Below are 26,182 nucleotides of genomic sequence, written 5' to 3'. Positions count from 1 at the left end.
CGTCTGACAGCCAGTCAGGCCGGCCCCCAGCCAGACCATGACATGTTTCCGGATTGATTTTTTGACGGCGCGCCACCATCTTCTGGCGAGCACCCCGTTTGCATGGTGGCATTCTAATGCAAACCCGCATGGCGAACTAGCTGAACAAAAGCTTAAAGCACCATGCGCGCAGCACGTAAACAGCCACATCTTGCATACGGCGGATTATATTGTCATGACCGTTTGACCCCTTGACGCAGGTCAATTGCGGACGGCCCTTCACTCGCCCGTCATGGGCCTGGATCTGACGGAACGCTTCTCATGTCCCACCCCGTGCACTACCGGATCACCGCGGCCGACCCCGCCGCCCATCTGTTTTCCATTGAAATGACCGTTCGTCGGCCGGCTGCCGACGGCCAGGTATTTCGCCTGCCGCGCTGGATTCCGGGCAGCTACCTGCTGCGTGATTTCTCCCGCCATCTCGGCCCGCTGTCGGCCCGGTCGGCGCACGGGCCGGTCACGCTGACCGCACTCGACAACCACAGCTGGCAGGCCGCGCCCTGCCATGGCCCGCTGACCCTCAGCTACACCGCCTATGCCTTCGACCTGTCGGTCAGGGGTGCCTATCTCGACCGCGAGCGGGGCTTCTTCAACCCGACCAGCCTGTGTCTGGAGGCAGTCGGACAGTCCGGCCAGTCACACGGGCTCCGTGTCGACGCGCCGGCGCCGGGCACGGTCAGCGGCGACTGGCGTCTGGCCGGCACGCTGCCGGCCGACGGCGCTGCGCCGTTCGGCTTTGGCGACTTTGTCGCCGACAGTTACGACACGCTGATCGATCACCCGTTCGAGCTCGGCCATTTCGACGTTGTCCCCTTCCGCGTCTGCAACACCGATTATGAAATTGTCGTATCCGGCCGCCATCGCGGCGATCTCGACCGGCTGGCGCGCGATGTCGCACGGATCTGCGAATGGCAGATCCGGCTGTTCGGCGAACCGGCACCGTTTCACCGCTACCAGTTCCAGCTGTTTGTCGGCAAGGACGTCTATGGCGGGCTGGAGCATCGCGACTCGACCGCGCTGATGGCGAGCCGCGACGACCTGCCGGTCCACGGCGACGACACGCTGAGCGACGGCTATCTCGACCTGCTCGGCCTGTTCAGCCACGAACATTTCCATGCCTGGAACGTCAAGCGGATCAAGCCGGCCGCCTTCACCCCCTACGACCTGTCACAGGCGGCGCTGACCTCGCTGCTGTGGGCCTTCGAGGGCGTCACGTCGTACTACGACGATCTGACCCTGGTGCGCAGCGGCGTGGTGCCGGTCGAACGCTACCTGGCCCAGCTGGCGCGAACCCTCACCGCCGTGCAGCGCGGCAGTGGTCGCCACAAGCAGACGCTGGCCGAATCCAGCCTCGATGCCTGGACCAAGTACTACCAGCAGAATGAAAACAGCCCCAACGCCATTGTCAGCTATTACCAGAAGGGTGCGCTGGCCGCGCTGGCGCTGGATCTGAAGATCCGCCAGGACAGCCACGGCACCCGCTCACTCGACGATGTGATGCGGGCGCTGTGGCGGCGCTGGCGCGATACCGGCGCCGGCATCGGCGAGACGGAGTGGGAACGGATCGCTCAGCAGGCGACCGGGCTGGATCTGGGCGCCTTCTTTGACCAGGCCATCCGCTCGACGGCCGACCTGCCGCTGCAGGCGCTGCTGCAGGACGCCGGCGTGACCGTTGCCTGGCGTGTCGCCCAGAGTGGCGCCGACAAGGGGGGCGCGCCGTTGCCCGCCGCAAGCGACACACCACCACGTGCCGTCATCGGCGTGCGCAGCGCGGCCGATCCGGCAGGCATCCGCCTGACCCATGTTCTGGACGGGGGGGCCGCACAGGCGGCGGGCCTGTCGGCAGGGGATGTTCTGGTGGCGATCGACGGGCTGCGCGCCAGCGATCTCGAACGCCAGCTTGCCCGCCACCGGCCCGGCGGCAGCGTTCGCCTGCACGCCTTCCGCCGCGACGAGCTGCTGGCCTTCGACGTCATCGTCCAGGCCGCGCCCGCCGATACCTGCTGGCTGGCGCCGCAGGACACACCGCTGTGGCTGTCGCCGGCGGCCTGAGTCGCGCTCAGGTCACCAGTTGCAGGCAGCGCTGGCGATACTCGCTCGGCGAACAGCAGAACCAGCGGTGGCAGGCCCGGCAGAAATTGCTGGGGTCGGAGAACCCCAGCCGGTAGCCGATCTCGACCACCGCCAGATTGCCGTGGCTGAGCCAGTCGCTGGCCAGCGTGCGCCGCACCTGGTCGAGCAGCGCCTGAAAACTCTGGTTTTCCTGGCGCAGCTTGCGCTGCAGCGTACGCACCGACAGCCCGAGATGGGTGGCAACATCGACCAGCTTCGGTTCGCCGCTGGGCAGCATGTCCTGGATCTGGGTCAGCACCCGGTCCGAGAACAGGCTGCGTTCCAGCCGCGACAGATAGTCGCGGATCGCCTTTTCGTTCAGCCCCACCAGCATGGTATTGGCACTGGCATACGGCTCGATGGTATCGGCATAGGTAAAGCCGATCGCATCGGCCTCGGCCCCCAGCGTCACCGGCACATGGAAATACTGGTCCAGCCGCTCGGTCCCCGGCGCCGGCGGCATGCCGAGCGTGACGAAGGACGGAATCACCTGACGCTGGCTCAGCTTGCATGCCTGGCGATAGACAAAGGCCAGCATGGCGATGCGCGCCGCGTGGTTCATCTCGCTGCCGCCGAGCGTGTTGACCACCAGCGCGCTGCCGCCGGCATCATGGCGCAGACTGATATACATGGTGGTCGACAGCACGGTCGCATAGCGCGCGACCAGGCTCATCAGCTCGGACAGCGAACCGCAGGCGAGGATGGCCAGCCCGAGCCCGTGCAGCGTGGCCGGCTGGACTTCCTCGCCGAGCCGCAACCCGAGCAGCGGGTCGCCGGTCGCCTCGATTGCCAGTCGCCAGAAGCGGCGCACGCCGATCATCGGGAAGCGCGCCTCCGGCACATTGAGCCGGTTGGCGTCCAGCCCGGCCCCTGCCATCAGCGGCAGCGGATCGCAGCCGTAGCCGCGCACGGTCTGGCAAAGCGCCCGGATCCAGCTGGCCAGCACACTGGGAGACACCGGGTCGAGCGATGCTGCGTAACTGTCCTGAGCCACTTGCGTCTCCCTGCGAAAATCGGATCGGTGGCGGCCCCGGGCCGGTGCAACACCGGTGTTCCGCGCCGCCCTGGTCTGGCAGATAGCCGGCTTTTCTCATGCCGGCATGTTGGTGATCATAGCAACCGGAACCGCGCGGAATCTTGACTGGCGTCCAATGACAAGGATTTGGCGCAGGAAATCAATTCGTCCCGCCCGCCAGCACCTAGACTTAGTCAATCATGACCCAGCTTCCCTTCTCCTACCCGGCCATCGACGGCGAGCGCCTGCTCGCCGACCTGCACACCCTGCGCGGTTTCGGCGCCGTCGGACACGGCGTGGTCCGCCCCAGCCTGTCGCCGGAAGACATCGCCTCCCGGCACTGGCTGCGTCAGCGCATGGCCGATGCCGGCCTCGACGCGACCCTCGACGGTGTCGGCAATGTCATCGGCCGTTCGCCGCAGCCGGGGCCGGCACTGCTGCTCGGCTCGCATACCGACACCCAGCCACTCGGCGGCTGGCTCGACGGCGTCTATGGGGTAATCGCCGCACTGGAAGTCGCCCGCACCCTGCGACACGACCCGGTACTGGGTGCCATCGCCCTGGATGTCGCCAGTTTCATTGACGAAGAAGGCACGCATTACAGCTTTCTCGGCAGCCTGTCGGCCAGCGGGCAGCTCGACCAGCCGACACTGGACGCCGCACGCTGTCGCGACGGCACCTCGCTGCCGGAACGCCTGCATGCCGCCGGGCTCGACGGCCGGATCGCACCACTCGACCTGCGCCGCTACGCCGGCTTCATCGAACTGCATATCGAACAGGGACCGGTACTCGACGATGGCGGCAAGCGCCTCGGCGTGGTCAGCGGGATTGTCGGCGCACGCAATATCGATATCGTCGTCAGCGGCGAGGCCAATCATGCCGGCACCACGCCGATGGCGCGCCGGCATGATGCCGGCCGGGCGCTGATCGCGCTGGCCAGTGCCATCGAGGACACCTTCAGCCGCACGGCCGGCCCGGAAACAGTATGGAATATCGGCCGCATGAGCTTCCAGCCGGGCGCAGCCGCCATCGTGCCGGAACGCGCCGAATTGCGGCTGCAGTTCCGCGACCTCGACAGCCGCCGGCTCGACCGGCTGGAAGCCGCCCTGCAACCGCTGGCGGCAGATATCCGTACCCGCTGGCAGGTCGGCGTCGACATTGCCCGCGCCGGCCAGCCAACCCTGCCGGCCCATCTGTCGCCGGTGCTGCAGGCGCACCTGGTCCGGGCAACCGAACGTCGCGCATCCGGCGCCTGGATCACCCTGCCCAGCGGCGCCATGCACGACGCCGGCATCTTTGCCCAGGTCATGCCGGCCGCCATGCTGTTCGTCCCCAGCCTTGGCGGACGCAGCCACTGCCCGGAAGAAGACACCCGCCCCGACGATCTGGTACTGGGCGCCCAGGCACTTGCCGACGCCGTTGTCGACTGGGCCCGCTTCACCCTCCCCGACCGGCTGCCCGCACGCAAGTAGCCCCGCGGCCGGTTGCTCCCTCCCCGCAAGAACAGGAGATCGACATGATCACGCTTTATGGCCGGCGCAATTCCGGCAATGTGCAGAAAGTCCTCTGGACCCTGGATGAAATCGGTATCGGGTACCAGCGCCTGAATGCCGGCGGCAGCTTCGGCGGCACCCAGGTTGCCGACTATCTGGCACTGAATCCGAACGGGAAAGTGCCGACCCTGGTCGATGGCGACCTGGCCCTGTTCGAGTCCAACACCATCGTGCGCTACCTGGCCGCCCGCTACGGCAAAGACTCGCTGTGGCCGGCCGATCCGGCGCAACGCGCCGCCCGCGAAAAATGGATGGACTGGGAACTGTCCACCCTGGCGCCGGTGGTCGGCCCGGCCTTCCTCGCCACCATCCGCACTGCCCCGGCCGAACGCGACCACAAGCTGATTGCCGCCCGCGCGGCAGCGCTGGCCGACACCTTCGGCCTGCTGGACCGAGAGCTGGCCCGGACCCCGTATCTGTCCGGGGCCGAATTCGGGCTGGCCGACATCCCGGCCGGCACGCTGACCGCACGCTACAGGGCGCTGCCGCTGGATCGCCCGACCCTGGTCCATGTCGACGCCTGGTTCGAGCGGCTGTCGGCGCGCCCGGCTTTCCGCCGTCATGTACTGATCGAGATCGGCAGCACCCCGGACGAATGGACCCGGCTGGAGCGCGCCGAGGCCGGCCAAACCGGCAAACAATGACTGCGAACAGGAAAAAACGACCGCCGCAAGGCGGTTTTTTCATTGCCTTTCAACAGCTTGAAACACATGGCGCGCAGAGACAACGACTTGTCATCCCCGGCCATGCGACTTGCACGGGGCCACGCGTAGACTTCATTCAACACCTGAAGACAAACCGCCACAAACACCATGAGTACGGCGATTTTTCTGAAAGATGAATGCACGTTAACCGAACTTGGAGATAATCATGCCCTATCCCGACGGCCCGCTGAAGAACCGCTCCGTAGTCAAGCACGGCAACTATGCCGTCCTGTCGAACGACGGTCGCGTCATCAACTGCGTTCCCGGCTTCGCCGACTGCAAGCTGACCATCCTCGCCACGCCGAAGATGGGTGCCAGTTTCATCCAGTTCATCGGCACGGTCGGCGCGGAAGGTCGCACCACGCTGACTTACGCCGCCCAGCCGCACGAAGAAAGCTTTATCTACATCCTCGATGGTGAAGGCCAGCTCAAGCTGACCGTCGGTGGCGAAAGCAAGGTGATGGGTCAGGGTGGCTATGCGTATGCCACCGCCGGCCAGGGCATTGCCTTCGAGAACGCCAACGGCAAGGAATGCCGGATCCTGCTGTACAAGCAGCGCTATGTGCCGCACCCGGATGGCCGCAAGCCGTTCACCGTGTTCGGCAATACCAATGAAATCGAATGGCAGGACTACGACGGCATGAGCAACGTCCACCTGAAGGACCTGCTGCCGATCAACGAAGCGTTCGACATGAACATGCACATCCTGAGTTTCGATCCGGCTGGCTGCCATCCGATCATCGAAACCCATGTGCAGGAACACGGCGCCTACCTGTACGAAGGCGAAGGCCTGTACCTGCTCGATACCGACTGGATCCACGTGCAGGCGGAAGACTTCATCTGGTTCGGCCCGTTCACCAAACAGGCCTGCTATGGGACCGGACGTGGCCCGCTGACCTACATCTACTCGAAGGACTGCAACCGCGACGTCGAGATCTGAAGCTTTCTGTCCGCGCCGGGCTTCCTTTCCTCTCCGCTAACCGCCTGATTCCCCGTCCGGCCCGTCACCGGGCGGGAGGCGCGGACAGCCCTTATGAACGCTCCATTCCGTATCCCTTTCTGAAGGAATCGCATCATGGCTCTCACCAAGAACTTCAAGACCCTGGACATCCGCGAGCAACTGGCCGCTACCAGCATGAAGGGCAAGAACATCACCTTCCTCGACGATTTCAAGCGCGAACAGATCCATGCGCTGTATGAATCCGCGAAGATGCTCGAACCGTTTCTGCGCACCGGCGTCGACCTGCTGAAGGGCAAGACCCTGTACACGCTGTTCTTCCAGCCGTCGACCCGTACCCGCTGCAGCCATGAAAACGCCATGCTGCGCCTGGGCGGCAACGTGATCACCGAAGCCGACCCGCTGCACAACTCGTCGGTAGCCAAGAACGAAAGCCTGTACGACAGCCTGCGCGTCACCTCGCAGTACGCCGACGTGATCGTCATGCGTCACCCGGACGACAAGGAAGCGCTCGGCGCCATCGAACAGCTCGGCACCGACAGCTCGCCGATCATCTCCGGCGGCTACGGCCACGTGACCCACCCGACCCAGGGCCTGCTGGACAGCTACACCTGCTGGCGCGCCTTCGGCGACCTGCAGAACGCCACCGTGGTGATCAGCTCGCCCGACCTGTCCCGCGCCCGCTCCGGTCAGTCGTTCGCTCTGGCGCTGGCCGCCATGGGTGCCCGCATTGTCTACACCGGCACCAGCGAGCTGCGCACGCCGGAAATCATCCGCAAGAAGCTGACCGCCATGGGCGCACGCTGGGAAGAGCATTTCGACCTCGACCAGAAGAAGCATGCGGAAATGTTTGCCGACGTCGGCGCCGACCTGATCTACCTGCCGGGCTGCTCGGTGAAAAAGGACGATCCGGACCGCGAAGCGTTCATGCGCAAGCTGGAAAACCACTACGTGTCGCTCGACATGCTCGACAACCTGAAGAAGAAGACCGGCAAGGTCGTCGGTGTCCATCACTCGCTGCCGCGCAACCCGGGCGAGTTCGACATGGCCATCGACCGTACCGAACACGAGCTGTACTTCAAGGCCATCGGTTTCTCGGTCGCCGTGCGCATGGCCCTGCTGGCATCGGTCATCGGCGTCAACTGATCAGGTTCCCTCGTTCCAGTACCGGCCGCTGCCTGCGGTGGCCGGTTTGCGTTGCGAATGCCGCCGTCCCGGCGTACCCGGTGCGGCGGCCGGTCGCGAGTACTGTTTGGCTTCAGATGCCAGGAGGCGACACGGCGCCCTGCCATGCCGCCCTGTGCCAGGAGGTGGATCGGTCATTGGCCGGGACGCCCTGCTGACGGACGGGGATGTCCCCGACCCGGTCAAGCACCTGCTGCCGCATGTTGTCTGCCGGTTTTCCGGCATACGCATACCGGACCCTGACGCCCGAACCCGGCAAGTCCCTGGCCGTCGTCCGGTGTGCTGACACCCGTCAACACTCTGGAGAGAAGCATGAGCACCCATCCCGCCACCAATGCGCCGATGCCCCCCGACAGCCGGCCGGCCCGCAAATCATTCCGGATGCCGGACATCTACATCGTCCTGTCGGTCTTTATCCTGGTCATGGCCGTCCTGACCTTCATCATCCCCGCCGGCGAATACACCCGCGAAACCCTGCAGACCGCCCACGGTCCGCAAACGCTGGTCGTGGCCGGCACCTACCACCAGGTCGCCCAGCAACCGGTCGGCTTCATGCAACTGGTCACCGCCATCCCTGACGGCCTGAAGCGCGCCGCATCCATCGTGTTCCTGACCTTCATGGTCGGGGGCGGCATGGGGCTGATCAAGCGTGCCGGACTGATCGACATCGGCGTGCACAAGCTGATCGACGGCGTCGGCGACAAGGGCTTTCTGGTCATTCCGATCCTGATCGGCATTTTCACCGGCCTGGCCGCCTTTATCGGTGTGCCGGAACTGTCGCTGGCCTACCTGCCGGTGCTGCTGCCGCTGTTCTACCGGCTCGGCTATGACGGCATGTCGGCCATGGCGGTCGCCCTGCTCGGACCGTGCATGGGCTTCACCTTCGGCCTGACCATTCCGGGCTCGGTCGGTGTCGGCCAGCAGATCGCCCAGTTGCCGATCTTCTCCGGTTCGGCCTTCCGCGCCGTGGTGCTGGTGATCGTCACCATCGTCACCGTCGCCTACGTGATGCGCTATGCCGCCCGGGTCAAGGCTGACCCGAGCCGCAGCCTGACGCTGGACTCCGACCAGCTGATGCGTGCCGAGCTGCAGGAAGCGCAGCGCGAACAGGGCGAGCTGGTCGTCACCCGCCGCCACATCCTGGCCGGCCTCGCCTGCCTGGTGATGTTCCCGTGCGCCATTGCCGCCATCCTGATCAACAACCTCGGTTTCGAGGCCATCGGCGGGCTGTTCCTGTTCATCGGCATCACGGCATCCGCCATTGCCGGCAAGCGGCCGCAACAGATCTGCGACGACGTCAATGCCGGCATGCGTGACATGATGGTCGCCGCACTGCTGTGCGGGGTGGCCAGCGCCATCGCCGTGGTCATGGACCGTGGCGTGATCACCGATACCCTGGTGTACTGGCTGGAACAGATCATGCGCAGCGTGCCGGCCGAAGTGTCCGCCATCGTGGTGTTCTGGGAACAGGCGCTGTTCAATGCACTGGTGCCGGGCGCCACTGCCCTGACCGTGCTGACCATGCCGGTGCTGTCGCCGCTCGGCACCCTGCTCGGCATCTCGCAGCAGGCCGTCGTCACCGCCAATGCCTGGGGTGGCCAGCTGACCGACATCTTCTTCCCGACTTCGGGCTTCTTCGTCGCCACGCTGGTGATGGGCAAGGTCGACTTCGGCAAGTGGATCCGCTTCTACACCCCGCTGATGCTGATACTGGGCGCCATCGCCTGTGTCGCCCTGTACCTGATGCAGACCATGAACCTCGGCATGTAGCCGCAGACGGCCCATGAAGATGGGCACGGACCGCCAGAGGCGGGCCTGGCGACAGGCCCGCCACAATGAACCGAAAGGACTCCTTACCATGATGTTCGACACGATCATCCGCAATGGCGCCGTCGTGTTGCGCGACGGCACCGTTCCGCTCGACCTCGGCATCCGCGACGGCAAGATCACCTGTCTCGCCGGCCGCCTCGACCCGGCGCAGGCCGCCGAAGTCATCGACGCCGACGGCCAGTACGTGCTGCCCGGCATGGTCGACGCGCACATGCACATTTCCGAGCCCGGCCGCACCGAGTGGGAAGGCTATCTGAGCGGCACCCGGGCCATGGCCGCCGGCGGCACCACCACCTTTGTCGAGATGCCGCTGAACACCATCCCGGCCACCACCGACCTGGCCTCGCTGCAGATCAAGCTGGATGCCGCACGGGGCCAGTGCCACGTCGACTATGCGCCGATGGGCGGGCTGGTGCCGTGGAACCTCGCCGACCTCGAACCGCTGTCCGCCGCCGGCGTGGCCGCCTTCAAGTGCTTTGTCGCCACCTGCGGCTCCGGCAAGCCGGGCGATTTCATGAATGTCGACGACTACGAGCTGTATCGCGGCATGCAGGTGCTGGCCAGAACCGGTGACCTGCTGGTCATCCACTGCGAAAACGCAGCCCTGACCGACAAGCTCGGCCGTGACGCCCGCGCCGCCGGCAAGACCCGCGTGTCCGACTACGTGGCCAGCCGCCCGGTGTTCACCGAGGTCGAAGCGGTCCAGCGCGTGCTGCTGATCGCCAGGGAAACCGGCTGCCGGGTGCATATCGCCCACAACAGCTGCCCGGAAGCGGTCGACGCCATCCACCGCGCCATAGCCGACGGGGTCGATGCCAGCGTCGAGTCCTGCCCGCACTACTTCCTGCTCTGCACCGAGGAGCTGGATGCGATCGGCCCGCGCGCCAAGTGCTCGCCGCCGATCCGCGACCGCGCCAACCAGGAACGGATGTGGGACGCGCTGCGTGCCGAACGCATCCACATCATCGGTTCCGATCACTCGCCATGCACGCCGGACCTGAAAGCATCGCCGAATGCCTTCGATGCCTGGGGCGGGCTGTCCGCCTGCCAGAACAGCGTCGACGCGATGTTCGATGCTGCCGTACTCCAGCGCGGCATCGACCCGTCGCTGCTGATGCGGCTGCTGGCCACCCGACCGGCCGAACGCTTCCGCCTCGGCCAGAAGGGCGAGATCGCAATCGGCAAGGATGCCGACGTGGTGCTGCTCGACCCGACGCGGCCATACACGCTGCGCGCCGAGGACCTGTACTACAAGAACCGTTTCAGCGCCTACGAAGGACGGCGCATCGGCTGCCGCATCACCCGCACGCTGCTGCGCGGGCGCACGGTCTTCCGCCTCGACAGCGGCATCGTCGGCGAGCCGGCCGGCCAGTTGCTGCGGCCGGGTGAGTGAACGGCGCGAAAAGACCACATGCTGTCGGGTCATGACAACTCCCGTCCGGTAACCGGTCCGTAAACTGGTTCTGTTCCGGCCGTCACGACAGGCGGCCGGCACTACCGGATATATCCGGTGTGGCGGCCGGCCAGCGGTGGCCGCCACACCCGACAGCGCCGCACCGTGCGACGACCTTCCCGCAACGGGTGCGGCACAGGAATTCATCCTTCAGGGAGCTTTTCATGAACGCACCGGACCCCTCCACCCTTCCGCCCTCGTACAGCCCGCGTCTGACCAATGACGATCTGCTCCCGATCTCGCGGCGCAGTTGGGGTACCTACAACTACTTCGCCATGTGGATGAGCGATATCCACAGCGTCGGCGGCTATGTATTCGCCGCCGGGCTGTTCTTTCTCGGCCTGTCCGGCTGGCAGATCCTGCTGGCGATGATGGCCGGCATCCTGGTGGTCAACAAGCTGCTCGACGGCGTCGGCGTGATGGGCCAGCAGCTCGGCGTCCCGTATCCGGTCATCGCCCGGCTCAGTTTCGGCGTGTTCGGTGCCAATCTGCCGGCCATCCTGCGTGCCATTGTCGGCATCGTCTGGTACGGCGTGCAGACCTGGCTGGCCTCGACCGCGCTGGTGATCATGGTGGCCGCGCTGTGGCCGGCGGCAGTCGGCCGGCTCGACGGCATGTGGCTCGGACTGACCGAGCTGGGCTGGATCTGCCTGATGATCATGTGGTGTCTGCAACTGGCGCTGTTCTGGCGCGGCATGGAATGGGTGCGCCGCTTTATCGACTTCTGCGGCCCGGCGGTCTACCTGGTCATGTTCGCACTGGCGGCCTGGATGCTGTCGCAGGCCGGCTGGGGCGCCCTGACCCTGTCGCTGTCTGACAAGACGCTGAGTCCCGGCGAGACCCTGTACCAGATGCTGTCGGTGGTGGCGCTGGTCATCGCCTACTTTGCCGCGCTGCTGCTGAATTTCGCCGATTTCTCGCGCTTCGGCGTCAGCACGAAAGCGGTCCGGCGCGGCAATTTTCTCGGCCTGCCGATCAACTTCCTCGCTTTCGCGCTGGTGACGGTTGCGGTCACTGCCAGTACCGTTTCCGTCTTCGGCGAGGCCATTCTCGACCCGATCCATGTCGTGCAGCGCATCGATCACCCGACCGTGCTGGTGCTGGGCTGCCTGACCTTCGTCATCGCCACCATCGGCATCAATATCGTCGCCAATTTCGTCTCTGCCGCGTACGACATTGCCAATATCGCGCCGAAGCACATCTCGTTCTGGCGCGGCGGCGTCATCACTGCCGTGCTGTCCATCCTGGTCATGCCGTGGTCGCTGTACCACAACCCGATCGTGATCAATCTGTTCGTCGGCTGCCTCGGCGCCTGTCTCGGCCCGCTGTTCGGCGTGATCATCACCGACTACTACGCGATCGCCCGCCGCCAGGTCGACATCAGCGCGCTGTACAGCGAATCGCCGGACGGTGCCTACTGGTATCACCGCGGCGTCAACCGCCGTGCGGTACTGGCGTTCTTCGTCGCCGCCATTCCGTCCTGTGTCATTGCCCTGTGGTCGCCGCTGGAACGGCTGGCGCCGTTCGCCTGGATCATCGGCACGCTGCTCGCCTCGGCGCTGTACTGGCTGCTGATGAAGCATCGCCGCCAGCCGGTCATCTGACGACCAACGGCATGGCGTGCAAGGACAATGCATTGTCAGTCCCGGACAGCAAAGCCCTTCCGCACCCTGCTTAGACTAGCCATGAGTCATATCACGTTCCCCTGGCGGCCGGCCCAAGCCGGTTCGCCCAGTCCCAAACCTGGAGGTCATCATGGCTACCCTGCACACCCCGTCCGAGCAGAAGACGGACAGCAAGTCACCCGCGGCGAAGAAGTTCGTGATTCCGGACATCTACGTCATCCTTGGAGCCATGGTGCTGATCGTCGCCGTGCTCAGCTACATCATGCCGGCCGGCGAATATGCACGCACCATGGTCAACGGTCGTTCGACCGTGGTGCCGGGTTCGTTCCAGTTCATCGAACAGACCCCGCTGAGCTTCATGCAGATCATGTCCGCCATTCCTGACGGCATGGTCAAGGCGGCCGACGTGGTCATCCTGACCCTGCTGGTCGGCGGCGCGGTTGGCGTCATCCGCATGGCCGGCGTCATCAACTATGCGATCGACAAGCTGCTGGCCGCCCTCGGCGCGCGGGTCAGCCTGATCATGTTCGTGCTGGTCTTCATTTTCAGCCTGATCGCTGCCTTTGTCGGCACGCCGGAACTCGGCATCGCCTACCTGCCGATCGTGCTGCCGCTGATGCTCCGGCTCGGCTATGACACCACCAGTGCCGTCGCCATCGCGCTGCTCGGCCCGTCGGTCGGCTTCGCCTTCGCCCTGACCGCCCCGGCCACCATCGGCACCTCGCATATCGTCGGCCAGCTGCCGATGTTCTCCGGCGCCGGCTATCGCGCGATCTTCCTGGTGGTCAGCACCCTGATCTCGATCGCCTATCTGATGCGCTACGCGGCACGGGTCAAGGCAGATCCGGCCCGCAGCCTGACGCCGGAACTCGACGCCACCCTGCGCAGCAAATACCAGGCCGAAACCAACGCCGGCCCGGTGGAATACACCGTCCGCCAGCGGATCGCTGCCGTCGCCACCCTGGTGATGTTCATCACCATCATCTGGTCGATCCTGCAGTTCAAGCTCGGCTTCGTCCCGATCTCCGGCCTGTTCATGGGCATGGCCGTGGTATGCAGCCTGATTGTCGGCCAGCGCCTGAACGACATCTGCTCGAACTACAACGAAGCGATGCGCGGCGTGATGGTCGGCGCACTGATCTGCGGCGTGGCACGCGGCGTCTCGGTCGCCCTGGAAAACGGCCATATCCTCGACACCATGGTGTACTACCTCGCGCAGATGCTGTCCGGCCTGCCGACCTCGCTGACCGCCATCGGCATCTGGATCGTGGAATGGGCATTCAACCTGGTGGTGCCGTCCGGCGCCGGCAAGGCCGTGATCACGCTGCCGGTGTTCTTCCCGCTGGCCGACCTGGTCGGTCTGCACCGCCAGGTGGTCGTGCTCGGCCTGCAATGGGGTGACGGGCTGGCCAACCTGATGCAGCCGACCGAAGGCTACTTCATGGCCATCATCGCCATGGCCGGCCTGCCGTTCGGCAAGTGGCTGAAGTTCTACCTGCCGCTGTTCGCCATTCTCAGCGCCGTCTGCATCATCGGTCTGCTGGCAGCGGTCTCCATCGGCCTGAACTGATCCTGGCCTGCGCGCTCTGCAAACGCCGTCCTTCGGGACGGCGTCTGACTGTCCATGAACCCCGGCCACAAAGAACGGACGAGCGTGGCGAGGTTTCCCCGCGGCGGCGGGGACAGAAGAGGCAGGGTTCAATCAGGCAGACTGCCGTGCTCGGGACAGATTCTGTCAGTCGGGTGTGTACCGACGCCACGGTGAACATCGGCGCCCACCTTGATGAGCCGTCTGGACGGTGTTCGGTCGCCCGGCCGGGCACGGCGTATAATCCCGGGGTCTGAAGCCACTTTCCCGGACCTGGATCATGAGCCAACCGCAAGCCAAGTACCGCGCCGATTATCTCCCGTCTGCCTTTCTGATCGATTCGGTCGATCTGACCTTCGACCTGCGCGACGACGACGTCCGCATCGACAGCCGCATGACGGTCCGGCGCAATCCGGCGGCGGCGGCCAGCAGCGAGCTGGTGCTCGACGGCACGGCCGAACTGGTGTCGGTGACCCTCGACGGAGAACCGGTCGCCGTCAACCACTATTCGAACGACGCGGAAACGCTGACCCTGCGTGACGTGCCGGAAAGTTTCATTCTCGAAATCGCCACCCGCGTCGACCCGTATGCGAACTCGTCGCTGATGGGGCTGTACGCCAGCAACGGCAACCTGTTCACCCAGTGCGAGCCGGAAGGCTTCCGCAAGATCACCTATTACCTTGACCGTCCGGACGTGATGGCCAAGTTTTCCACCACCATCATCGCCGAACGCAACCGCTTCCCGGTGCTGCTGTCCAACGGCAACAAGGTCGGCGAAGGCCAGACCGACAAGCGGCGTCACTGGGTCAAATGGGTCGACCCGTACCGCAAGCCGAGCTATCTGTTTGCGCTGGTCGCCGCGCGCCTGTCGGTGCTGCGCGACGAGTTTGTCACCCGGGGCGGCAAGAAGGTCACCCTGGAAATCTGGGTCGAGCCGCAGGACCTGGACAAGTCGCAGCACGCGATGGAAAGCCTGAAGCGCGCAATGGACTGGGACGAACGCCGCTTCGGTCTCGAATACGACCTCGACACCTACATGATCGTCGCCGTCGGCGACTTCAACATGGGGGCGATGGAAAACAAGGGCCTGAACGTCTTCAACACCAAGTACGTACTGGCCAGCCGCGCCACCGCCACCGACACCGATTTCGACGGCGTCGAGGGCGTGATCGGCCACGAATACTTCCACAACTGGACCGGCAACCGCGTGACCTGCCGCGACTGGTTCCAGCTGTCGCTGAAGGAAGGGCTGACCGTCTTCCGCGACCAGGAATTCTCGGCCGACATGGGCAGCCGCGCGGTCAAGCGCATCGGCGACGTGCGCAATCTGCGCGCGATGCAGTTCCCGGAAGACGCCGGCCCGATGTCGCACCCGATCCGTCCCGAGAGCTATCTCGAGATGAACAACTTCTACACCATGACCGTGTACGAAAAAGGCGCGGAAGTGGTGCGGATGTACCACACCCTGTTCGGCGAGGACGGCTTCCGCCGCGGCATGGATCTGTATTTCAAACGCCATGACGGCCAGGCCGTCACCTGCGACGATTTCCGCGCCGCCATGGCCGACGCCAACGGCGCCGACCTGACCCAGTTCGGCCGCTGGTACAGCCAGGCCGGCACGCCGGAGGCGAAAGTCTCCTGCCAGTGGTCGGAACTCGGCCATACGCTGACGCTGACCGTCAGCCAGTCGACACCGCCGACCCCGGGCCAGGCCGACAAGCTGCCGCTGCACATCCCGCTGGCCATCGGCCTGCTCGATCCGGACGGCAGGGAATTCCCGCTGACCCTGTCCAGCGACGCCGCCCCCGGCCCGACCACGCGCGTGCTGTCGGTGCAGGAAGCCACCCAGCATTTCACTTTCATCAATATCGACCGCAAACCGGTCCCGTCGCTGCTGCGCGGCTTCTCCGCACCGGTCCGGCTGACTTACGACTACAGCGACAGCGAACTGGCCTTCCTGCTGGCTCACGACCGCGACGACTTCGCCCGCTGGGAAGCCGGCCAGCAACTGGCCGAACGCATGCTGCTGGCGCTGTACCGCGCCAGCGTCGACGGTCTCGAACTGACCGTGCCGGACGACTTCATCTGCGCCTGCCGCGCCGTGCTGGTCGATACCGCGCTGGACCCGGCCTTCGTCGCACTGGCGCTGGTACTGCCATCGGAAAACGAGCTGCTGGAAAAGATCGACGCCGCCGATCCGGAACGCATCCGCCAGGTGCGCGCCTTTGCCCGCGCCGAACTGGCCCGCCAGTTGCGCGCCGACCTGATTGCCGCCTACGAACTGAACGACATCAAACCGTTCAGCCATGAACACGCCGGTCAGCGCGAGCTGAAGAACCTGTGCCTCGGCTACCTGGCCGCACTGGACGATCCGCTGGCCATCGATCTGGCCGTCAGCCAGTGCCGCAATGCCGACAACATGACCGACCAGATCGGCGCACTGAACGCGCTGCGCGATATCCGCCATCCGGATCGCGACGCGGTGTTCAACGAGTTCGCCCATCGCTGGATCGACGACGCGCTGGTGATGGACAAATGGTTCGCGCTGAATGCCGCCAGCCATCGCGGCGACACGCTGCAGATGGTGCAGGACCTGCTGCTGCACCCGGCGTTCTCGCTGCGCAACCCGAACAAGGCACGCGCGCTGCTCGGCAGCTTCGGCCGCAATATCGCCGCCTTCCATCGCGAGGATGGCGCCGGCTACCGCTTCATGGCCGACCAGGTGCTGGCGGTCGATGCGATCAACCCGCAGGTCGCGGCGCGGCTGGTGGCGGCGTTCAACCGCTGGAAGCGGGTCGATCCGGCGCGGCGGCAGATGATGCAGGCCGAGCTGGAACGGCTGATCGCGCATCCGGCCCTGTCCAAGGACGTCTACGAAATCGTCGAAAAGAACCTCGCGTAGCCCGTATCAGCAAAACGGCCCGGAAATCCGGGCCGTTTTGCTGTCCACAAACGCCGCCTGCGAAGAACGGACGAGCGCAGCGAGGTGCCTGCCGAATCAGGCGCTCAGGCCGGGCGGGAGAACGCCTGCATCAGCGTCATCATTTCCGGCAGGTTGGACAGCTTGATCTTGCCCTGCATGAAGGCCACTTCCGGCCGCAGTTCGCCACGCTCGATCGCCAGATAATCGGCACCGCTGGCTTCAACCACACACTTCGCTTCGCCGGTCAGCCCCTTTTCGACCTGGCACTGGCCCTTGTCGAGCGCCACGGTCCATTCACCGCCCGGCTCGCCGGACAGTTTGAAATGGAAGCGGCTGACCACGCCGGCGGCCTTGTCGGCCTGCAGGCGTGCCGGCATGCCGGCAAACAGTTCATCGAGAGTGGAAGGCAATGCCATGTCGGGTTCTCCAGACGGGTCCGCAGCGGCCGGCAAGCCGGGCGGACGGGGTTAAACAAGTGTTTAATGTCATAGTACTACCAGTTTCCAGCTAATGGATACGCGAATCTGCGGCACTTGTCCAACCACGCCAGCCCCGGTCATTCCGACATAAATGCGACACCCTGCGCCATGTTCTTGTGTCAAACACCAAGACAATCTTGTGTGCCGTCGCAGCGTATAGGAAAATACTAATATTAAAAATACCGGGCATGTTCATATCATGACATTCAAAGCCAACGATTCCCTGACGGAGCAGATTGCCCGTTATCTGGGCAAGCAGATCATCCAGAACGACATGCATGCCGGCGAGCGCATCCAGGAACTGCGCATTGCCGCCGAACTGGACGTCAGCCGCGGGTCGGTGCGCGAAGCGCTGCTGCTGCTGGAACGCCGCCATCTGGTCAATATCTACCCGCGCCGCGGCGCTGTGGTGGCGGAACTCGGAGCGGAAAGCGCCGACGAGTTCTTCGACCTGTGGTTCGCACTGATCGAACGGGTGGTGGTCACCTTCTGCCAGACCTGGGACAACGAGGAACTGGCGCCGTTCTTCGACATCAGCACCCAGCTGATGGAAGCCCAGCAGCATGATGACCTCGAAGCGTACTACGACAGCTCGGTCGCCCTGCTCAGCGCACTGTATCCGCTCGGCCGCAACCGCTATCTGGAACAGACGCTGGACGACCTGCTGCCGCTGACCCAGCGCTGCTTCTACGCCGTGCTGAAGAGCGGCAAGACGCAGATGGCCATGACCAACCAGCTGGTCGACGCCACGCTGAAGGCGGTCACCGCACGCGATGTCGAGCGTGTCCGCAAGGCCATTGCGGACTTCAGTGCCGCCTACCGCCACATCATTGCCGAGGCACTGCAATAAACGCGGCGGCAGGAACACGGAAAAGACAAAGACTCGTCCCGCACGAGTCTTTTTTCTTGTGCCTGCGAAAATTGCAGCTACACCCAATTGATCTGCATCACCCTAAATTTAAGAAATAGTTAATATACTTATTGCCTCGGAATCCGCGTTCGAATGCCCACCCGGCATGCAGGCGCCGGATTCCATCGTGGATAGTCGGGCGGCCGCCCGGCCTGCGCCCAGTCGCCGATCTTCCGGCCAACACCGGACTCGACGTCCGTCACGCGACCGGACCCCGCTTTCATGCCTCACCCGTTACGGAGAGCCATAAATGCACACCTTCCCTTCCCGTCGTTTCGCCCTTGCCACCAGCGCGCTCGCCATCATGAGCCTGCCGGCACTGGCAGCCCTGCCACAAGCCCCGGGCTATATCGACGATTCGACCGCCGTTCCGGCCGCCAAGACCCGCATTCTGCCGCCGATGTTCGAGCAGACGCTGACCAGCACCCGGTTCCTGGTCGGCGCCGACAACCCGCTGGCCACCGTTGCCGAAGCCAGCGACTTCCACAAGACCAGCAACTACACGCAGACCGTCGAGTACATGAAGAAACTCGCGGCCGCCTCAAATGGCGCGATCAAGCTGACCTGGATGCCGGAGAAAAGCGCCGAAGGCTACGACATGATGCTGGCTGTCGCATCGACATCGGCGGACAAGAGCCCGGAAGGCCTGAAGAAGTCCGGCAAGCCGACCGTGCTGGTCGAGGCTGAAATCCACCCGGGCGAAGCCAACGGCAAGGACGCGATGTTCATGCTGCTGCGCGACATGACCACCGGCAAGAAGCCGCTGGCGTCGATTCTGGACAAGGTCAACATCCTGTTCATCCCGACCGTCAACGTTGACGGCGACATGCGCACCAGCGCCTATGGCCGCATCAACCAGAATGGTCCGGACATCACCGGCTGGCGCGTCAACGGCCAGAACCTGAACCTGAACCGCGACTTCACCAAACTCGACAGCGCCGAAATCCGCAACGTGGCCTGGGTGTTCAACCAGTACGACCTGAGTTTCTTCGCCGACACCCACTCGACCGACGGCGCCATGTATCCGTACGACAGCTCGTACTGCAATAACGGCGAAGGCTGGTCGCCGGCCGCGACCCGCTGGATGGATACCGTGATGCAGCCGCACGTCTACAAGGAAGTGCAGAGCTACGGCCACCAGATCCACGAGTGCATCAGCCTGAACGACAACAAGGACCTGACCCAGGGCTACTACCCGTACCGTACCGACCTGGCCCGCTTCTCGAACCAGTACGGCGATATCCGCAGCGTGCCCTCGGTGCTGATCGAACAGCATGCGCTGCACCCGTACAAGACCCAGGTGCTCGGCAACTACGTGATGCTGAAAGCGATGTTCGAATCGGTCGGCAACAATGCCGGCTCGCTGAAGACCGCCATTGCCGCCGACCGCAGCAAGGCACTGTCCGACGACAAGGTCACCCTGACCTGGAAGCCGGGTACACCGAAGAAAGTCCAGTTCACCGGCGGCGCCTACACCTACGAGATGTCGCCGATCACCGGCCAGAAAACCATCAAGTGGACCAACAAGCCGAAGACGATGACCGTACCGGTCACCGCCAACGACGTGCCGGACCTGACCGTCACCCGGCCGGCCGAGTACATCGTGCCGGTGCAGTGGAGCGACGTGATCAAGCGGCTGCGCGCGCACGGCATCCAGATGAAGACCCTGGACAAGCCGACGCCGGTCGAAGTGACCCTGTACCGGATGGACAACGTCAAGCTCGCCGGCGGCTTCGAGCCCGACCGGGCAGCGAAGAACCAGATCCCCGGCTATGAAGGCCACCTGCTGGTCAGCGGCGATGCCAAACCGGTCAAGCGCCTGCAGACTTTCCCGGCCGGCTCGGTGGTCATTGATGCCCGGCAGCCGCTCGGCGTGCTGGCCATGAACCTGCTCGAACCGACCAGCCCGGATTCGTTCTGGTCATGGGGCTTCTTCAACTCGACCCTGGTCGCCGCCGAAGAACCCGAGGAATACGTGATGGAACCGATGGCGCGGCAGATGCTGGCCCAGGACCCGAAACTCAAGGCCGAATTCCAGCACAAGCTGAAGACCGACAAGGCCTTCGCCAGGGATGCCGGCGCCCGTCTGCAGTGGTTCTACCAGCACACGCCGTTCTATGACGCCAATGCCTATCTGTATCCGATTGGCCGGGTAGAAAAGAAGTAGTTTTTCCGGCAGCCCCGGGACAAGGGCGACGCCTGCCGCGTCGCCCTTGTCTTTTTGTCATGACCCGGATTTTTTCCAGCGAAAACAAGGCAATCCGCTTGACAATAGCAAGCGGATTAACCTAAATTCCGTAAATGCCGTCAGCATCAGAATTGTCGCAAAAAAATGCGGAACAACAGCGGACGAATGGCCGCACCGGACGCCACGGCATCCCGGCGTGCGTCAGCAAATCCCTGCCACGAAGCCCTGTCATGACCCGCCCTCCCCCCTGCGCCAGCGCAGCCCTGACAAAAAGTCGTACCGGCCCCGGGCAGGCGGACCGCCGCCCCTCCCGCCGCCCCCTCTTCCTCGCAGACATTCCCCTCGCCTGCCGCGCGTCATGCACCGCCGGCGTTGTGGCGTAGCCGATGGCGAACAACCGGTCGCAAAGACACAAAGCAACGGAGTTGATTTCAATGAACAACCAGGAAGTGCGACTGCAGCCCGACGACCTGATCATCACCAAGACGGACCAGAAAGGCATCATCACCTATGCCAACCGGAAGTTCATGCAGGTGTCGAACTACGCGGAATCCGCCTTGCTGGGACAAGCGCACAACCTGATCCGCCACCCGGACATGCCGCGCGGCGTCTTCCGGCTGATGTGGAAGACACTCATGCAGGGCAAGGAATTCTTCGGCATCCTGAAGAATTACACCGCGGATGGCGGGTTCTACTGGGTGTTCGCCAATGTCACGCCCGACTATGGCATCGATGGCAGCACCAAGGGCTATTATTCGGTCCGCCGCATGCCGACCCGGCATGCCATCGACACCATGACCAGAATCTATGCCGAAATGCGCGCGGTGGAACAGTCCGCCGGCAAGGCAGCAGCACCGGATACCTCGCTGGCCTGGTTACAGGACTACCTGGACAAGGCCCACGCCGGCTCGTACGAAAATTTCGTCCTCGGCCTGAACAAGTAACAGAGAATCAACCTACATGGGCACCACCACCACTTCCTCGCTGTTTCTGAAACAGCGTACCTATCTGTACCTGCTGGCATTCAACATCCTGATCCTGATTGCGGTCGGCCATGAAGTCTTCATCGACAACGACAGCCTGTACCTGCTGGCCCTGCCCGCCTGTTCGATCCTGCTGAGCTTCCATGTCCACCGGCAAACGTCGCGGATGTTCGCCATTCTCGGCATCCTGAAGGAGCAGTTGAGCTACGCGAACAAGGGCGAGCTGTACCACCGCGCAACCCGCACGCCGGGCATGGGCGAAATCGGCCTGGTCGCCTGGGAACTCAACGATTTCATGGACCTGATCGAGACCTATTTCAAGGAAATCAATACCTGCTTCGTGCGCATCAGCAAGGGCGATTTCAACCGCTATCCGCTGTCGTCCGGGATGCCGGGGGTGTTCTCGCTGTCGATGGAAGTGTTCGCCAAGGCGATCAAGGCGATGGAGGACAACGACGTCTATGTGCGCCAGAACCAGCTGTCATCCCAGCTGCACAAACTGAACACCCAGTACCTGCAGAGCAATCTGGCCTCCAACCAGAGTGACCTGAACGTGATCAGCAGCGAGATGGAATCGGTGTCCCGGCTGGCAGAAGGCAATGCCGCCGGTGCCGACGAAAGCCTGAAGAGCGCGCAGGACCTGAGCCTGCAGCTGGATACCATCGTCGACAGCGTCAGCGCGGTGAATGAAACCGCGATGACCCTCAGCGAAAAATGGACCCATATCGAGACCTCGCTGTCGTCGATTGCCGCCATTGCCGACCAGACCAACCTGCTGGCGCTGAATGCCGCCATCGAGGCGGCGCGGGCCGGTGAGCAGGGTCGTGGCTTTGCCGTGGTCGCCGACGAGGTGCGCATCCTGGCCGAGCGCAGCAAGAGCACGGCCGGCGAAGTCAAGAACGTGCTGACCGTGCTGTCGGACCTGATCGCCAACATGCGCGAGAAGTCGAGCCAGAGCGGCGAGACCGCCGCCCGGGTCAAGACCTCGATCGACGCATTCCGCAGCCAGTTCGAGAACCTGGCGGAAACGTCGAGCGAAGTGATCGGCCGCGTGTCGCTGGTACGCGACAAATCGCTGGTGTCGCGGGTCAAGGTCGACCACATCATCTACAAGCAGGGTGCGTACATGCACCTCGACGCACGTCAGGCCAGCGAGTCCGACAAGCGCGACGTGCGCAGCGATACCTGGATCAAGAGCGAAGGCCAGACGCAGTTCGGCAGCACCCGCTCGTTCCAGGCGCTGCAGGCCAGGATATCGCTGGTCAGCGACAATATCGCCACCGCCACCGCCACCCTGGCCGAACACGGTGCCGGGGAAAGCGAAGCCATCCTCGCCCGGATGCGCGAAGCGGAAAAGGCCAGCCAGGAAACCATCCAGTTGATCGACGCCATGGTAGTGGAGAAGCACGATACCGGCAGCAAGGCCGCCATCGCCGCCTGATCCGCTCCGCCCGACAGGCGCCGCCGGCGCGGGAGACGTTCCTGCACCGGCGGCGTTTTCATTTCCGCACGAGGCCGTCAGCCGGCAACGGCTGGACGCAACAGCCCGATAAACGCCCGCAGCGTGGCCGGCATCTGCCGCCGGCCCGGGTAATAGAGAAAGAAGTCCAGCGGCGGCAGGCAATAGCTGTCGAGCACGCGCAGCAGCCGCCCGTCGGCAAGTGCGTCCGCCACCATGGCCTCGTACATATAGGCCAGGCCGATGCCGTCCAGCACTGCGCCGAGGATCAGCACATCATCGTCGAGCAGCAGTGGTCCATTCACCTGCACTGCCAGCGGCCGGCCATGGCGGACAAACTCCCAGTCATACACCGCGCCACCAGGGAAGCGACGGCCGATGCAGGCGTGATCCTTCAGTTCGTCCGGCGTGACCGGCAGTCCGTGCAGTGCGGCGTAGGCCGGCGCGGCAACGACAATCAGCCGCGATGCCGGCGCCAGCGGCAGCGCCACCATGTCACCGGCCAGACTGTCACCGAAACGGATGCCGGCATCGAAACCGCCAGCGACGATATCCACCAGTCCGTCATCCGTGACCACTTCCAGCCGCACCTGCGGGCAGGCCTGGTGAAAGCGTGCGAACAGCGGCGCCAGCAGCAATCTTGCCGCTGCCCGCGGCACATTCAGCCGCAGCGTGCCGCTGGGCGTATCACGGAACAGATTGACCTCGTCGAGCGCCTCGCCAATCTCGCGCAGCGCCGGCGCCAGCCGCGCCAGCAGGCGCTCGCCGGCCTCGGTCGGGGTGACGCTGCGCGTGGTGCGGTTCAGCAGACGCACGCCCATGCGCGCCTCCAGTCCGCGCAGTGCATGGCTGAGCGCCGACGCCGACACCCGCCGCTCGGCGGCGGCCTTGCGAAAGCTGCGATGGCGCGCCACGCAGGCGAACGCCTCCAGCTCTCCCAGATCGGGCGGGGCCTGGTGGCCATGGGCGCGAACCTCGTTGTCGGATCGGGTCATTGATGAATTTTCCTCAGTAGTTCATCCATCATAAGCGGACTTATCACCAGCAATGAAGCACGCGACACTACCGGGGTCGTCACCTGACCAGGAAAACTCCGCAATGAAAACCCGCACACTGGGCCGGCAAGGCCTGAACGTTTCCGCCATCGGCCTCGGCTGCATGGGCATGAGCTTCGGCTACGGCGCCGCCGACGAGCAGGAAGCCATCGCCACGCTGCAGCGCGCCATTGATCTTGGCGTCAGCTTTCTCGATACCGCCGAAGTCTACGGCCCGTATACCAACGAGACCCTGCTCGGCCACGCCATCAGGGGCCGCCGCGACCAGGTGGTGCTGGCGACCAAATTCGGCTTCAACATCCTGCCGCACGGCCAGGGCACCGAGCGCATGGCCGGCGTCAACAACCGGCCGGAACATGTGCACGAGGCGGTGGAAGGCTCGCTGCGCCGCCTCGGCGTCGACTGCATCGACCTGCTGTACCAGCACCGGGTCGACCCGCAGGTGCCGATCGAGGACACCGTCGGCGCCATGGCCGAACTGGTGCGTGCCGGCAAGGTGCGCCACCTTGGCCTGTCGGAAGTGTCGGCGGCCACGCTGCGCCGCGCGCACGCGGTGCATCCGATTGCCGCCGTCCAGTCCGAGTATTCGCTGTGGAGCCGCGATGCCGAACGTGAAGTGCTGCCGGTCTGCCGCGAACTCGGCATCGGCTTCGTCCCGTACAGCCCGCTCGGACGCGGTTTCCTGACCGGCAAGCTGACCAGTACCGACAGCCTGGCGGCTGACGATTTCCGCCGCACGCTGCCGCGCTTCCAGGACGAGGCGCTGCGCCACAACCTGGTTCTGGTCGACGCGCTGACCAGGCTGGCGACCAGCCGGGGCTGCACGCCGGCGCAACTGGCGCTGGCCTGGCTGCTGGCACAGCATGAACAGATCGTACCGATCCCCGGCGCACGCCGCGTCAGCCATCTGGAGGAGAATGCCGCCGCCGCCAATATCGAACTCGATGCCGACGCACGCGCCGCCATCACGGCGGCCCTGCCCCCGTCCAGCGTGGTCGGCCAGCGCTACAACGATGCCCAGCTGACCATGGTCAACCTCTGAGCGGTACCTGCCGTCACCGGCAGCGATAGCGTACGGCACTGGCCACCAGCACTGCCATCAGGCACAGCTCGGCAGCCAGTGCCGTCAGCACCGCCTGCAGGTAGTCGCCGCCGGTCGCGTGCAGGCGGTGGGCAAACACCGCCCCCAGCAGCGCCGGCCCCAGCCCCAGAGCGGCCTGCTGCACCGTGGTCAGCATGGCCCCGCCGGCACCGGCCTGGGTCACCGGCACATCGGACAGGCCGATGCGGAAAAAGCAGCTGACGATCAAGGCCTGCCCGCTGCCGATCAGCAACGACCCCGGCACCAGACTCAGCACGCCAAGCTGCGGCCATGCCCGGCTCAGCGTCAGCATCAGCACCAGCAGGCCGGTCATCTGGACAACGCAGCCAAGCCGCAGCGTCACCACCTTGCCGAAACGCTCGACCAGCCGCGCAGTCTGCAGCGATGCCAGAAAATAGATCACGCCCAGCGTGATAAAGGCATTGCCGGACTGGAAGGGCGACAATCCGGCTCCGGACTGCAGCAGCAGCGCCACCACGAACATGAAGCCACTCCAGCACGAGAAGAACAGCACGGCGATCAGCAGGCCGAAGCGCACGCTCGGCAGGCGCAGCAAGGCCGGCGGCAGCAAGGGAAACGCACCACGCCGTTCCTGGCGCAACTCGACCCGCCACAGTGCCCACAGCAGTGGCGGCACCGCCAGCAGCATCGCCACGCACGGCCACGGCCAGTGCTGCGCCGGCCCCAGTGCCAGCGGCAGCAACAGCATCCATACCGTGCCCGCCAGCCCGCACAGCAGCGAAGCGAAGCCGAACAGCCAGACACCGTGGCAGAACAGCCGCCGCCGGCCAAAATTGTCGCCAAGCCGGCCACCCATGGCCAGGCAGACGGCAAAGGCCACACCATAGATGGCGACGATCAGTTCGAGCTGTGTCGGCGTGGCATCCAGTGAGCGGGCGATGGCATCGAGCGCAACATTGACAATGGAGAAGTCGATCATCGGCAGCAACTGCCCGGCCAGCAGGATCATCAGTCCGGCACGGCCGAGCGCTGGCGGGTAAACGGGGTTTTTCATGGGATG

At 64.6% G+C, this 26,182-nt stretch carries 19 protein-coding genes; 15 read left to right on the top strand and 4 right to left on the bottom strand.

What is annotated here, in order from left to right:
• Positions 1 to 300: 300 nt before the first annotated feature.
• Positions 301 to 2,091: a M61 family metallopeptidase gene (locus tag Q352_RS0101320; RefSeq protein WP_028497764.1), complete on the top strand. Its 1,791-nt coding sequence runs from the start codon at positions 301 to 303 to the stop codon at positions 2,089 to 2,091.
• A gap of 7 nt (positions 2,092 to 2,098) precedes the next feature.
• On the opposite strand, the gene Q352_RS0101315 is transcribed toward Q352_RS0101320, so the two are convergent.
• Complete coding sequence (locus tag Q352_RS0101315; RefSeq protein ID WP_028497763.1) at positions 2,099 to 3,145, bottom strand: AraC family transcriptional regulator; 1,047 nt, start codon at positions 3,143 to 3,145, stop codon at positions 2,099 to 2,101.
• A gap of 221 nt (positions 3,146 to 3,366) precedes the next feature.
• On the opposite strand from Q352_RS0101315, the gene Q352_RS0101310 reads away from it, so the two are divergent.
• The 9 genes from Q352_RS0101310 (at position 3,367) to pepN (ending at position 16,964) form a co-directional block, all read left to right on the top strand.
• Positions 3,367 to 4,638, top strand: a complete 1,272-nt coding sequence (locus tag Q352_RS0101310; RefSeq protein ID WP_036384704.1) for a hydantoinase/carbamoylase family amidase — start codon at positions 3,367 to 3,369, stop codon at positions 4,636 to 4,638.
• Between the two features lie 44 nt (positions 4,639 to 4,682).
• Positions 4,683 to 5,363: a glutathione S-transferase family protein gene (locus tag Q352_RS19430; RefSeq protein ID WP_084299722.1), complete on the top strand. Its 681-nt coding sequence runs from the start codon at positions 4,683 to 4,685 to the stop codon at positions 5,361 to 5,363.
• A gap of 226 nt (positions 5,364 to 5,589) precedes the next feature.
• Positions 5,590 to 6,363 carry a (S)-ureidoglycine aminohydrolase gene (gene allE, locus Q352_RS0101300; RefSeq protein ID WP_028497761.1) on the top strand — a complete coding sequence of 258 codons (774 nt, stop codon included), beginning with the start codon at positions 5,590 to 5,592 and terminating at the stop codon, positions 6,361 to 6,363.
• A 135-nt stretch (positions 6,364 to 6,498) separates the two neighbouring features.
• On the top strand, positions 6,499 to 7,527 hold the full coding sequence (locus tag Q352_RS0101295; RefSeq protein WP_028497760.1) for an aspartate/ornithine carbamoyltransferase family protein: 1,029 nt from the start codon (positions 6,499 to 6,501) through the stop codon (positions 7,525 to 7,527).
• Between the two features lie 351 nt (positions 7,528 to 7,878).
• Positions 7,879 to 9,336 (top strand): YfcC family protein, encoded by a 1,458-nt coding sequence (locus Q352_RS0101290; protein ID WP_199489744.1) that lies wholly within the window; start codon positions 7,879 to 7,881, stop codon positions 9,334 to 9,336.
• 88 nt (positions 9,337 to 9,424) lie between these two features.
• The gene (gene allB, locus Q352_RS0101285; protein WP_028497758.1) at positions 9,425 to 10,789 is read left to right on the top strand and encodes an allantoinase AllB; all 1,365 of its coding nucleotides are present in this window, start codon (positions 9,425 to 9,427) and stop codon (positions 10,787 to 10,789) included.
• A gap of 224 nt (positions 10,790 to 11,013) precedes the next feature.
• Positions 11,014 to 12,453, top strand: a complete 1,440-nt coding sequence (locus Q352_RS19425) for an NCS1 family nucleobase:cation symporter-1 (RefSeq protein WP_036384703.1) — start codon at positions 11,014 to 11,016, stop codon at positions 12,451 to 12,453.
• Positions 12,454 to 12,604: 151 nt separating this feature from the next.
• Positions 12,605 to 14,044: a YfcC family protein gene (locus tag Q352_RS0101275; protein WP_036384702.1), complete on the top strand. Its 1,440-nt coding sequence runs from the start codon at positions 12,605 to 12,607 to the stop codon at positions 14,042 to 14,044.
• 298 nt (positions 14,045 to 14,342) lie between these two features.
• The gene (gene pepN, locus Q352_RS0101270) at positions 14,343 to 16,964 is read left to right on the top strand and encodes an aminopeptidase N (protein WP_028497756.1); all 2,622 of its coding nucleotides are present in this window, start codon (positions 14,343 to 14,345) and stop codon (positions 16,962 to 16,964) included.
• Positions 16,965 to 17,068: 104 nt separating this feature from the next.
• Here the strand turns inward: pepN and Q352_RS0101265 are convergent, their stop codons facing one another.
• Positions 17,069 to 17,401 (bottom strand): SCP2 sterol-binding domain-containing protein, encoded by a 333-nt coding sequence (locus Q352_RS0101265; RefSeq protein WP_028497755.1) that lies wholly within the window; start codon positions 17,399 to 17,401, stop codon positions 17,069 to 17,071.
• A gap of 262 nt (positions 17,402 to 17,663) precedes the next feature.
• On the opposite strand from Q352_RS0101265, the gene Q352_RS0101260 reads away from it, so the two are divergent.
• The 4 genes from Q352_RS0101260 (at position 17,664) to Q352_RS24370 (ending at position 22,986) form a co-directional block, all read left to right on the top strand.
• Positions 17,664 to 18,314 (top strand): GntR family transcriptional regulator, encoded by a 651-nt coding sequence (locus tag Q352_RS0101260; RefSeq protein ID WP_028497754.1) that lies wholly within the window; start codon positions 17,664 to 17,666, stop codon positions 18,312 to 18,314.
• 310 nt (positions 18,315 to 18,624) lie between these two features.
• Entirely contained in the window at positions 18,625 to 20,541 is a 1,917-nt protein-coding gene (locus Q352_RS0101255; protein WP_028497753.1) for a M14 family metallopeptidase, read from the top strand.
• A 455-nt stretch (positions 20,542 to 20,996) separates the two neighbouring features.
• The gene (locus Q352_RS0101250; protein WP_036384701.1) at positions 20,997 to 21,506 is read left to right on the top strand and encodes a PAS domain-containing protein; all 510 of its coding nucleotides are present in this window, start codon (positions 20,997 to 20,999) and stop codon (positions 21,504 to 21,506) included.
• Between the two features lie 16 nt (positions 21,507 to 21,522).
• Positions 21,523 to 22,986 (top strand): methyl-accepting chemotaxis protein, encoded by a 1,464-nt coding sequence (locus Q352_RS24370; RefSeq protein WP_084299720.1) that lies wholly within the window; start codon positions 21,523 to 21,525, stop codon positions 22,984 to 22,986.
• A 77-nt stretch (positions 22,987 to 23,063) separates the two neighbouring features.
• On the opposite strand, the gene Q352_RS0101240 is transcribed toward Q352_RS24370, so the two are convergent.
• Positions 23,064 to 23,999 (bottom strand): LysR family transcriptional regulator, encoded by a 936-nt coding sequence (locus tag Q352_RS0101240; RefSeq protein ID WP_051528601.1) that lies wholly within the window; start codon positions 23,997 to 23,999, stop codon positions 23,064 to 23,066.
• 103 nt (positions 24,000 to 24,102) lie between these two features.
• On the opposite strand from Q352_RS0101240, the gene Q352_RS0101235 reads away from it, so the two are divergent.
• The gene (locus tag Q352_RS0101235) at positions 24,103 to 25,101 is read left to right on the top strand and encodes an aldo/keto reductase (protein WP_028497750.1); all 999 of its coding nucleotides are present in this window, start codon (positions 24,103 to 24,105) and stop codon (positions 25,099 to 25,101) included.
• Positions 25,102 to 25,114: 13 nt separating this feature from the next.
• Here Q352_RS0101235 and Q352_RS19415 read toward each other — a convergent pair whose 3' ends face one another.
• Entirely contained in the window at positions 25,115 to 26,176 is a 1,062-nt protein-coding gene (locus Q352_RS19415; RefSeq protein ID WP_036384700.1) for an MFS transporter, read from the bottom strand.
• Positions 26,177 to 26,182: the final 6 nt, after the last annotated feature.

The sequence above is a fragment of the Microvirgula aerodenitrificans DSM 15089 genome, from assembly GCF_000620105.1.
In the GTDB taxonomy this organism is placed as follows: domain Bacteria; phylum Pseudomonadota; class Gammaproteobacteria; order Burkholderiales; family Aquaspirillaceae; genus Microvirgula; species Microvirgula aerodenitrificans.
This window is presented reverse-complemented; position numbering and strand designations above follow the sequence as displayed.

Bases quoted from the DNA above. Each gene is read 5' to 3' on its own strand.
- Q352_RS0101235 (WP_028497750.1), top strand. From the start codon at position 24,103: ATGAAAACCCGCACACTGGGCCGGCAAGGCCTGAACGTTTCCGCCATC.
- Q352_RS19415 (WP_036384700.1), bottom strand. From the start codon at position 26,176: ATGAAAAACCCCGTTTACCCGCCAGCGCTCGGCCGTGCCGGACTGATG.
- Q352_RS0101260 (WP_028497754.1), top strand. From the start codon at position 17,664: ATGACATTCAAAGCCAACGATTCCCTGACGGAGCAGATTGCCCGTTAT.
- Q352_RS0101265 (WP_028497755.1), bottom strand. From the start codon at position 17,401: ATGGCATTGCCTTCCACTCTCGATGAACTGTTTGCCGGCATGCCGGCA.
- Q352_RS0101240 (WP_051528601.1), bottom strand. From the start codon at position 23,999: ATGACCCGATCCGACAACGAGGTTCGCGCCCATGGCCACCAGGCCCCG.
- Q352_RS0101255 (WP_028497753.1), top strand. From the start codon at position 18,625: ATGCACACCTTCCCTTCCCGTCGTTTCGCCCTTGCCACCAGCGCGCTC.
- Q352_RS19425 (WP_036384703.1), top strand. From the start codon at position 11,014: ATGAACGCACCGGACCCCTCCACCCTTCCGCCCTCGTACAGCCCGCGT.
- Q352_RS0101295 (WP_028497760.1), top strand. From the start codon at position 6,499: ATGGCTCTCACCAAGAACTTCAAGACCCTGGACATCCGCGAGCAACTG.
- Q352_RS0101290 (WP_199489744.1), top strand. From the start codon at position 7,879: ATGAGCACCCATCCCGCCACCAATGCGCCGATGCCCCCCGACAGCCGG.
- allE (WP_028497761.1), top strand. From the start codon at position 5,590: ATGCCCTATCCCGACGGCCCGCTGAAGAACCGCTCCGTAGTCAAGCAC.
- Q352_RS19430 (WP_084299722.1), top strand. From the start codon at position 4,683: ATGATCACGCTTTATGGCCGGCGCAATTCCGGCAATGTGCAGAAAGTC.
- Q352_RS0101320 (WP_028497764.1), top strand. From the start codon at position 301: ATGTCCCACCCCGTGCACTACCGGATCACCGCGGCCGACCCCGCCGCC.
- Q352_RS24370 (WP_084299720.1), top strand. From the start codon at position 21,523: ATGGGCACCACCACCACTTCCTCGCTGTTTCTGAAACAGCGTACCTAT.
- Q352_RS0101250 (WP_036384701.1), top strand. From the start codon at position 20,997: ATGAACAACCAGGAAGTGCGACTGCAGCCCGACGACCTGATCATCACC.
- allB (WP_028497758.1), top strand. From the start codon at position 9,425: ATGATGTTCGACACGATCATCCGCAATGGCGCCGTCGTGTTGCGCGAC.
- Q352_RS0101275 (WP_036384702.1), top strand. From the start codon at position 12,605: ATGGCTACCCTGCACACCCCGTCCGAGCAGAAGACGGACAGCAAGTCA.
- pepN (WP_028497756.1), top strand. From the start codon at position 14,343: ATGAGCCAACCGCAAGCCAAGTACCGCGCCGATTATCTCCCGTCTGCC.
- Q352_RS0101310 (WP_036384704.1), top strand. From the start codon at position 3,367: ATGACCCAGCTTCCCTTCTCCTACCCGGCCATCGACGGCGAGCGCCTG.